Consider the following 8545-nt stretch of genomic DNA (forward strand, 5'->3'; position numbering starts at 1 on the left):
GGTCTTCTGCGACGCCGCCGGGCGGCACGGCAACGCGCTCGGCGTCGTCCGCGACGGCGCGCGCGTCCCCGGCGACGCACGGCGCCAGGCGCTCGCCGCGCGGCTCGGGTACAGCGAGACCGTCTTCGTCGACGACCCCGAGCGCGGCGTGCTCGACATCCGCACCCCCGGCACCGCGCTGCCCTTCGCCGGTCACCCGCTCGTCGGCTGCGCCTGGCTCCTGGACCTGCCCGAACTCGCCCCGCCCGCCGGACGTGTCGAGACCCGCTCGGACGGCGAGTTCACCTGGATCACCGCCCGCGCCGCGTGGGCGGCCGAGCGCGTCCCCGTCCGCTACGGAAGCCCCGAGGAGGTCGACGCGCTGCCCGTCCCCGAGCCGGGACACGGCTGGCAGTACGCCTGGGCCTGGGAGGACGAGACGGCGGGACGGGTACGCGCCCGGGGCTTCCCGGGGCGCGGGGACGGCATCGACGAGGACGAGGCGACGGGCTCGGCGGCGATCGCGCTCACGGCACACCTCGGACGCGCGCTCAACATCCGCCAGGGCAGGGGCTCGCAACTGCTCACGGCGCCGGGACCCGAGGGGCTCGTGGAACTGGGCGGGCGGGTGCGGTTCGCGGAGGGGCCCCGGTGAGAGGGCGCGCGGACGCGGCGGGTGTGAGCACGCGGCGGGCGCGGACGCGGCGCGAACGCGGACGCGAGTAAAGGGGCGCTCAGGACGCGACCGGGCGGCGGCAAAGCCTTGGCGGGCCGAGGCAGGGGGCGCGCCCCGAACGGCCGCCGCACTCCCTGTGCGCCCGCCGCCGCCCGGGTGAAGGAGCCGTTTCGTTCTCGCGCCCGGCGCCCGCCGCGTGCGATCAAAGAACCAGACCGGGGTGCCGACGCCTCGGTCACGGCCCGGGACCCGCCCGGGCAACGGCACGGAGGAACTCAATGCGCGCAACCCGCACGGCCGCCGCTCTCGTGGGCGTCCTGCTGACCGGTACCGTCCTCGCGACCCCCGCGCTCGCGAACGACCAGACCGGCACCCAGACGATCACCAGCCCGGCCGCGGCCAAGTACGCCAAGGGCAAGGTCGTCTCCCGGATCGAGCTGAACGTTCGCGAGAAGCCGACCACCAACCACTCGCGTGTCCTGCGCACCGTCAAGCCGGGCCAGATCATCGAGCTGCGCTGCAAGATCATCGACGGCCAGTCGATCGACGGCAACAGCGTCTGGTACCGCACGGGCCACAAGGGCTGGGTCTCGGCCCGCTACGTGAAGAACCTGTCGTACGTGAAGCGCTGCGACGCGTGACACCCGCACAGGGCTGAACCACGGCGGCCCGGCACCCCCTCCTTCGGGCGGGGGCGCCGGGCCGCCGTTCTGTTCCGACGGGCGCGGGCGGCTACGCGGCGGCGAGCGGGAACTCCTCGCCGAGCGCGCGGAAGACGCCCGTGTTGAGCGCGAAGGCGCGTCGGCACTCGTCCACGACCCGCTCCCTCTCCACCGCGTCGAGCGGCAGCGCGTCGAGCCGCTCGCGGTAACCGCGCTTGAAGGCCGCCGGGTTCGGCACCGTCTCGAAGACGTAGAAGCGGACCCCGTCGCCCTTGCGCGCGAACCCCCACGTCCGCTCGGCCTTGTCACGGATGATCTGGCCGCCCGAGAGGTCCCCGAGGTAGCGCGTGTAGTGGTGCGCCACGTACCCGCCCGGCCAGCCCGCGGCGCACTCGGCGATCCGCGCCGCGTACGCCTCCGTGGCGGGCAGCGGGGCGAGGCCCGCGCGCCAGCCGGGCCCGCGCAGGTGCGCGAGATCCCGCTCCAGCTCGGGGAGCCGGGCCAGGCCCGGGTCGGCGAACGGCCCGGCGACGGGATCGCCCGCGAGCGCCGCCGTGTGCTCCTCCAGGGCCCGGTAGACGAACCAGAGTTGCTCGGTGTAGCGCGCGAAGGCGTCCACGCCGAGCCGCCCGCCGAGCAGGTCGCTCATGAAGGTCGAGTTCTCGGCCTCGGTGTGCTGGGCGTGCGAGGCGGTGCGGATGACGGTCGAGAAGGGGGTCTCAGCGGACCCGGCGTCACGGGGGAAGCCGGGGGAGACGTCCGTCGAGGTGTCCAAGGAGGACCTCCAGGGCGTGGAAGAAGGACCGAAGCGTGGGGGAACCAGGCACGATCATCTAACTTAGGTATGCCTAAGTCAATGGGTTCCCGACGGGCTGTCGGCAAAACTCCGCGCGGCGCGCACCGCCGCCGTCCGGCTCAGGGCGTCGTCAGGATCTCCGCCCCCGTCGCCGTCACGACGAGCGTCTCCTCGAACTGGGCGGTGCGCCTGCGGTCCTTCGTCACGACGGTCCAGCCGTCGTCCCACTGCTCGTAGTCGTAGGTGCCGAGCGTCAGCATGGGCTCGATCGTGAACGTCATGCCCTCGCGCATCACGGTCGTGGCGTGCGGGCTGTCGTAGTGCGGCACGATCAGGCCGGAGTGGAAGGACGTGTTGATGCCGTGCCCGGTGAAGTCCCGTACGACGCCGTAGCCGAACCGCTTCGCGTACGACTCGATGACGCGCCCGATGACGTTGATCTGCCGCCCGGGGCGCACGGCCTTGATCGCCCGGTCCAGCGCCGCACGGGTCCGCTCGACGAGCAGGCGCGACTCCTCGTCCACGTCGCCGACGAGGTAGGTCGCGTTGTTGTCGCCGTGCACGCCGTCCTTGAAGGCGGTGACGTCGAGGTTCACGATGTCGCCGTCGCGCAGCACCGTCGAGTCGGGGATGCCGTGGCAGATGACCTCGTTGACCGAGGTGCACAGCGACTTCGGGAAGCCGCGGTAGCCGAGGGTCGAGGGGTAGGCGCCGTGGTCGACCATGTACTCGTGCGCGACGCGGTCGAGTTCGTCGGTCGTGACACCGGGCGCGATGTGCTTCGCCGCCTCGTCCATCGCCCGCCGCGCGATCCGCCCCGCGACGCGCATCTTCTCGATCGTCTCCGCGTCCTGCACCTCGGAGCCGGTGTACGGCGTGGGCCCCGGCTTCCCGACGTACTCGGGGCGCGGGATGTCCTTGGGGACACCCCGGACGGGGGAGATCTTTCCGCTTACGACAAATGACTGGCCAGACATGGGGTGAGTCTATGGCGGCCGGACGGCGGGGGCGGGGGCGCGTACGGAGCCGGGCGGCGGGCGCGTACGGGGTGGGGCGGCCGGCTCGGTCCCGACTGAGGGGCCCGATCTCGGGCACGATGGGAGCGGAGCCCGGGGCAGCACCCGGCCGGACCGCGGAAGGACGGAGCGCATGGCTCTCTTCGGCAGGAGCGACAAGCAGGGCAGCGGCAAACCGGGCGAGTGGTACTACTGCCTGGACCACGCCAAGGTCGAGGAGGGCCCCCAGTGCCCCTCCAAGAACCGCATGGGCCCCTACGCCACCCGGGTGGAGGCCGAGCACGCGATGGACCGCGCGGCCGAACGCAACCGCGAGTGGGAGAACGACGAGCGGTGGGGCGACGGGGGGCGACCGGAGGAGCAGTGAGGGCGGGCGGCGTACCGCGGGCCGGGAACGTCGTGACGCCGGCGGCCCGCGCGCTCTCGTGTTCCGCCGCCGGCGCCACGTCCGGCTCGTTCACTCCGTGTCGCTCGTCGGCGGCTCCCCCCGCGTCCACACCACGCGCACCGACATCGTGGTGAAGCGCCAGCCCTCCGCCGTGCGGCGCAGCACGGCTTCCCAGCGGCCGCCCACGACGAAGAGCGGGTCGGCGACGGGGGAGTGGTGGACGTGGACCATGTACGCGTTCCACGAGGCCGTGGCGTGGTCGGCACCGAAGGCCGCGTCCGTCACGACGCCCGAGGCGAAGTGCTGGGTACGGGCGAAGCGGAGCAGGGCGGTCTCGGCGGCGCGTACCGCCTCGGCGCCCCGCGTCGAGCCGACCGGGGCCTCCATGCTCGCGTCGTCGGTGAGGTAGGGGCGGGCCCACCCGGGGGTGAACTCGCGGGTGTCGAGCGCCAGGAAGAAGCGGTCGACGAGTGCGGTGATCTCTGCCTGATCCGTTCGCGCGGTCATGGGCAGAGTCTGGGCCCTCAAGCCCGCTTGAGGTCAAGAGGCGGTAAAGGGCGGTGCCCGCCCGGCACTTGGGCTCAGGCCGGGTCCTCGGCGGGGGCCGTGACCGGCGGCGGTACGGGGAGCTGCCCGGCCGCGTGCTCCCCGGCCCGCGTCTCGGCCTGCTTCTCCGTACGGCGGCGCGCCGCGTCCGGGTCCGTGTCCGCGTCGTAGCGCACCATGCGGGGCAGCGCGGCTGCGAGCAGTCCGACCGCCGCCACGCAGGCCACGCCGCCCGACCACAGGGCCGTCCGCGTGCCCGTCCAGCCCGCGACCGTACCGCCGCGCACCTGGCCGAGCTGCGGTCCCGTGCTGAAGGACAGCACCTCGATGCCCGCGAGGCGGCCCCGCAGACCGTCCGGGATCGTCTGGTTCCAGATCGTCGAGCGGCCCAGCCCGCTCACCATGTCCCCGGCCCCCGCCAGCACGAGAAAGAACAGCAGCAGCCACACGTTCGCGCTCCACCCCGCCGCGGCGATCGCGAGCCCCCACGCGGCGGCGCCGCCCACCACGAGCAGGCCGTGCCTGCGCACCCGCGCGACCCACCCGCTCGTCAGGCCGAGCAGCAGCGAACCCAGCGAGATCGCCGCGTACATGAACCCGAGCGCCCACGGCGCGCCGAGGTCGTCGGCGAGGAAGGGGAAGAGCGCGTCGGGGACGGCGAAGAGCATCGCGGCCATGTCCACCGCGTACGTGCCGAGCAGGACGGGCCGCGACCACGCGTACGCGGCGCCCTCCGCGATCCCGCGCAGCGAGGGCCGCTCCTTCGGGCCCCGCGCGGGCGCGGGCGACAGCCGGCGGCACAGCACCACCGAGACCGCGAAGCCCGCCGTCGTCAGCGCGTACGCCGTCGCCGTGCCCGCCGAGGCGACGACGACGCCCGCGAGGGAAGGGCCCGCGATCGCGCCGAGGTTGCCCCGCAGCGAGTTGAGCGCGGCGGCGGCCGGGACCTGCTCGTGCGGGACGATACGGGCGATGAGCGCGTCCAGCGCCGGGCGCTGAAGGCCGCTCAGCCCCGAGACCCCGGCCGCGACGACGTACAGCGGCCACAGCAGCGGGTGCGGCAGCAGCGCGTCGACGAGCAGTACGGCGGCGAGCACCCCGAGCCCCGCCTCCGTGAGCAGGATGACCCGGCGCCGGTCCGCCACGTCCGCGAGCGCCCCGCCGTACAGCCCGCACACCACGAGCGGCACCAGCTCCACGAGCCCCATCGCGCCGACCGCGAACGGCGAGCCGGTCAGCTCCTTGATCTGGAGCGGCAGCGCGACCACCGCCATGAAGCTGCCGAGCGAGGTGACGACGCCCTGGACCCACAGCCGCCGGAAGTCCGGCAGCGTCCGCCAGGGCGTGCGATCGGGCAGTACCCGGGAGAGGAAGCTCACGGCGGACGACTATGAGCGACGAAAACGAGGCGTGCCAGCGATTTTCGGCACGGAACGCACCCCTACTTGCCAGTAGGCTGCGGCCATGACTACCACGGACGATCACGCGCAGAAGCCGCCCCGCAAGGACCCCTGGGAGCTCCCCGACGTCTCCGGTCTCGTCGTCGGCGTGCTCGGCGGCACGGGCGACCAGGGGCGCGGCCTCGCCTACCGGCTCGCGCGCGCGGGGCAGAAGGTGATCATCGGCTCGCGGGCCGCGGAGCGGGCCGCCGGGGCCGCCGCCGAGATCGGGCACGGCGTCGAGGGCGCGGAGAACGCGGAGTGCGCGCGCCGCAGCGACATCGTGATCGTCGCGGTGCCCTGGGACGGCCACAAGGCGCTCCTCGGCTCGCTGCGCGAGGACCTCGCGGGAAAGGTCGTCGTCGACTGCGTCAACCCGCTCGGCTTCGACAAGAAGGGCGCCTACGCCCTCACGCCCGAGGAGGGCAGCGCCGCCGAGCAGGCCGCGTCCCTCCTCCCCGACTCGCGCGTGACGGCGGCCTTCCACCACCTGTCCGCCGTGCTCCTCCAGGACCCGGCCGTCGAGAGCATCGACACCGACGTCCTCGTCCTCGGCGAGGCCCGTGCCGACACCGACCTCGTCCAGGCCCTCGCCCAGCGCATCACGGGGATGCGCGGCGTCTTCGCCGGGCGGCTGCGCAACGCGCACCAGGTCGAGTCGCTCGTCGCCAACCTCATCTCCGTCAACCGCCGCTACAAGGCCCACGCGGGCCTGCGGGTCACGGACGTCTGAGCTGGCTGCCCCAAGCGGGGCGGGTGCCGGGACACGCTCCGGGGCGAGCCCCCGGAGCCGGGCGGACCGGGGCATGGGGGACACTGGTCGGGCAGCAGGCCCGCCCGTCCACGACAAGGAGCCACCCCCATGCCCCGCCTCGCGCTCTACGCCCTCGTCGTCTGCGTCCTCGCCGTCGCCGCCGCGGTGGTCTCCTTCACGCAGGGAAGCTGGCTCGGGATCGTGTGGGTGCTGCTCGCGGGGGTCTCCTCCAACATGTGCTGGTACTACGTGCGCCGCGCGCGGGCCGAGCGCGAGGACGCAGCCCCCGTCGCCGGCTGAGCGCCGCCCCTCATCCGCCGAACGCGCAGACCGGGTCCCGCTCCACCCAGAACCGGTACAGGTTCCGGCCGCAGTACGTGTCGAACTCCGGCACCCCGAGCGCCCGCAGCAGGCCGTTCATCGCGTCGAAGAACGCCACGTTCACCTCCGGCACCCACAGCAGCGCGAAGACCGCGATCAGCCCGAACGGGGCGAACGGCTCCACCTGCCGGCGCACGCTCCGCGAGAGCCACGGCTCGATCACCCCGTAACCGTCGAGACCCGGCACCGGCACGAAGTTCAGGAGCGCCGCCGTCACCTGGAGCAGGGCGAGGAAGCCCAGCGCGTACCGGAAGGAGCGCGGCACCCCGTCGAGCGCGTGCAGCCAGAACGGGGCCGTGCACACGACGGCGAAGAGCACGTTCGTCAGCGGCCCCGCCGCCGAGATCAGGCTGTGCCGCCAGCGGCCCCTGATCGCGCCCCGCTCGATGTACACCGCGCCGCCCGGCAGGCCGAGGCCGCCGAGGATCACGAAGACCACGGGCAGCACGACGCTCAGCAACGCGTGCGTGTACTTCGCCGGGTTGAGCGTCAGATAGCCCTTCGCCGCCACGCTCAGGTCCCCGCTGTGCAACGCGGTCCGCGCGTGCGCGTACTCGTGCAGGCACAGCGACACGACCCACATCGCGGTGACGAAGAGGAACACCGCGAAGGCCGTCGCGTCCGCGTAATCCGTCCACACCGCCCAGCCGGAGACGGCGGCCACCGCGACGATCCCGAGGAAGACGGGACTGACCCGCCGGTCCGAACGGCCGGGGCGCGCACCTCGCGCGTACGGGGTCGCCATGGGGGCTGCTCCAAAGCTGGGGGTCGGTGCCCGGCTCGCGGTCCGGGCCGGGTGGGGTTCGGGCAAGAGTACGAGGACGGTACCCACTGCGGGCGAACTGCCCCGTCAACGGGCCGCACCCCCCGCCGGTTCCGCCCGGGCCGCGCCACCACCCGGAAGACTGACGGCATGACACGGTGGCAGGTCTTCTACGAGAGCTGGCAGTTCGAGTGCTGCGGCGAACCCTTCGCGGTGGGCGACACGGTGCGGTGGCCGCTCATGCTGACGGTACGGGCCGAGGGGCCGGAGACTGTGGAGGGGCGGGTCCAGGAGGGGGTCGCGGCCCGGCACGTGGACTCGGAGGAGGACTTCGACGAGGAGGACGACGAGGACGAGGACGACGACTACGATCCGCCGCTCGAACTCGTCACGTCCTGCGGTCCCGTCAGCCTCGCCCTCGCTGACACGGACTCCCGCCCCGAACCCGGTCCGGAGCCCGTACGGCTACGGGGCGAACTCCACTTCGGCGGCCACGGCACCGGCGGCGACCCCCTCCCGCTCCGGGTGCGCCGCATGTGGGTGAGCTGCGAGCCGCAAGTGCCGGACGGGAAGGACAACACCATGCCCGACCCCGACAGGCCCCCGTACCTCCGCGAGGTCACCGCCTCACCGGACGGCTTCGCCTCCCCCGAGGCGCTGCGCGGCGTCCCCGACAAGGCCGACACGCAGGACGGCTTCGTCATCGTCCCCGTCATCGGCTACCTTCCCGGCCTCCGAGAGAACGGCATCCTGGCCGAGGTCGAACCCGTCCCCCCACCCGGCCCCTGACCTCCGCACGCGCCCCCGCCCCCCGCCCCCGCCGCCCGCCCCGCGCGGCGGCGCGTCTCCCGTACACAATGGTCCCCGTGTACTACCGCGTCCTCGGCACCACCGCCGCTCACCGTCCCGACGGCAGCGCCGTTCCCCTCGGCGGGGCGCGGTTGCGTGCGCTGCTCACCGTGCTCGCCGTGCGGGCCGGGCGGAGCGTGTCCGCGACCGTGCTCGCCGACGAGGTGTGGGGCGCCGATCCGCCGGCGGAGCCGCAGGCGGCGCTGCAAGCGCTCGTCGGGCGGCTGCGGCGGGCACTCGGGCCCGGCGCGATCGTCTCGGAGCCTCCGGGGTACCGGCTCGACGTCCCGCCCGAC

At 73.8% G+C, this 8545-nt stretch carries 12 protein-coding genes; 7 read left to right on the forward strand and 5 right to left on the reverse strand.

What is annotated here, in order from left to right:
• Nucleotides 1–634 (forward strand): PhzF family phenazine biosynthesis protein (locus G3I42_RS03500; RefSeq protein ID WP_164282371.1); only part of this gene is annotated, 634 nt, incomplete at its 5' end.
• A gap of 299 nt (nucleotides 635–933) precedes the next feature.
• Nucleotides 934–1296: an SH3 domain-containing protein gene (locus G3I42_RS03505; protein ID WP_164282372.1), complete on the forward strand. Its 363-nt coding sequence runs from the start codon at nucleotides 934–936 to the stop codon at nucleotides 1294–1296.
• A 91-nt stretch (nucleotides 1297–1387) separates the two neighbouring features.
• On the opposite strand, the gene G3I42_RS03510 is transcribed toward G3I42_RS03505, so the two are convergent.
• Together G3I42_RS03510 and map are read right to left on the reverse strand one after the other, a co-directional pair.
• On the reverse strand, nucleotides 1388–2092 hold the full coding sequence (locus G3I42_RS03510) for a biliverdin-producing heme oxygenase (protein WP_164282373.1): 705 nt from the start codon (nucleotides 2090–2092) through the stop codon (nucleotides 1388–1390).
• A 140-nt stretch (nucleotides 2093–2232) separates the two neighbouring features.
• Complete coding sequence (gene map / locus G3I42_RS03515; protein WP_164282374.1) at nucleotides 2233–3090, reverse strand: type I methionyl aminopeptidase; 858 nt, start codon at nucleotides 3088–3090, stop codon at nucleotides 2233–2235.
• 172 nt (nucleotides 3091–3262) lie between these two features.
• Here map and G3I42_RS03520 point away from each other — a divergent pair, with 172 nt between their 5' ends.
• Nucleotides 3263–3496 (forward strand): hypothetical protein, encoded by a 234-nt coding sequence (locus G3I42_RS03520; RefSeq protein WP_164282375.1) that lies wholly within the window; start codon nucleotides 3263–3265, stop codon nucleotides 3494–3496.
• 90 nt (nucleotides 3497–3586) lie between these two features.
• On the opposite strand, the gene G3I42_RS03525 is transcribed toward G3I42_RS03520, so the two are convergent.
• On the reverse strand, nucleotides 3587–4024 hold the full coding sequence (locus G3I42_RS03525) for a nuclear transport factor 2 family protein (protein ID WP_164282376.1): 438 nt from the start codon (nucleotides 4022–4024) through the stop codon (nucleotides 3587–3589).
• Nucleotides 4025–4098: 74 nt separating this feature from the next.
• Nucleotides 4099–5442, reverse strand: a complete 1344-nt coding sequence (locus G3I42_RS03530) for an MFS transporter (protein ID WP_164282377.1) — start codon at nucleotides 5440–5442, stop codon at nucleotides 4099–4101.
• An 85-nt stretch (nucleotides 5443–5527) separates the two neighbouring features.
• Here G3I42_RS03530 and npdG point away from each other — a divergent pair, with 85 nt between their 5' ends.
• Nucleotides 5528–6235 (forward strand): NADPH-dependent F420 reductase, encoded by a 708-nt coding sequence (gene npdG / locus G3I42_RS03535; protein ID WP_164282378.1) that lies wholly within the window; start codon nucleotides 5528–5530, stop codon nucleotides 6233–6235.
• Between the two features lie 129 nt (nucleotides 6236–6364).
• Nucleotides 6365–6556, forward strand: coding sequence for a hypothetical protein (locus G3I42_RS03540; protein WP_164282379.1), 192 nt, complete (start codon nucleotides 6365–6367; stop codon nucleotides 6554–6556).
• 10 nt (nucleotides 6557–6566) lie between these two features.
• Here G3I42_RS03540 and G3I42_RS03545 read toward each other — a convergent pair whose 3' ends face one another.
• The gene (locus G3I42_RS03545; RefSeq protein WP_164282380.1) at nucleotides 6567–7382 is read right to left on the reverse strand and encodes a site-2 protease family protein; all 816 of its coding nucleotides are present in this window, start codon (nucleotides 7380–7382) and stop codon (nucleotides 6567–6569) included.
• Nucleotides 7383–7550: 168 nt separating this feature from the next.
• Here G3I42_RS03545 and G3I42_RS03550 point away from each other — a divergent pair, with 168 nt between their 5' ends.
• Both G3I42_RS03550 and G3I42_RS03555 read left to right on the forward strand, forming a co-directional pair.
• Entirely contained in the window at nucleotides 7551–8189 is a 639-nt protein-coding gene (locus G3I42_RS03550; protein WP_164282381.1) for a DUF6578 domain-containing protein, read from the forward strand.
• A gap of 68 nt (nucleotides 8190–8257) precedes the next feature.
• Nucleotides 8258–8545, forward strand: a 288-nt coding sequence (locus G3I42_RS03555) for a helix-turn-helix domain-containing protein (protein WP_164282382.1), incomplete at its 3' end; no start/stop codon positions are given.

The sequence above is a fragment of the Streptomyces sp. SID11385 genome (assembly GCF_010548245.1).
Lineage (GTDB): Bacteria > Actinomycetota > Actinomycetes > Streptomycetales > Streptomycetaceae > Streptomyces.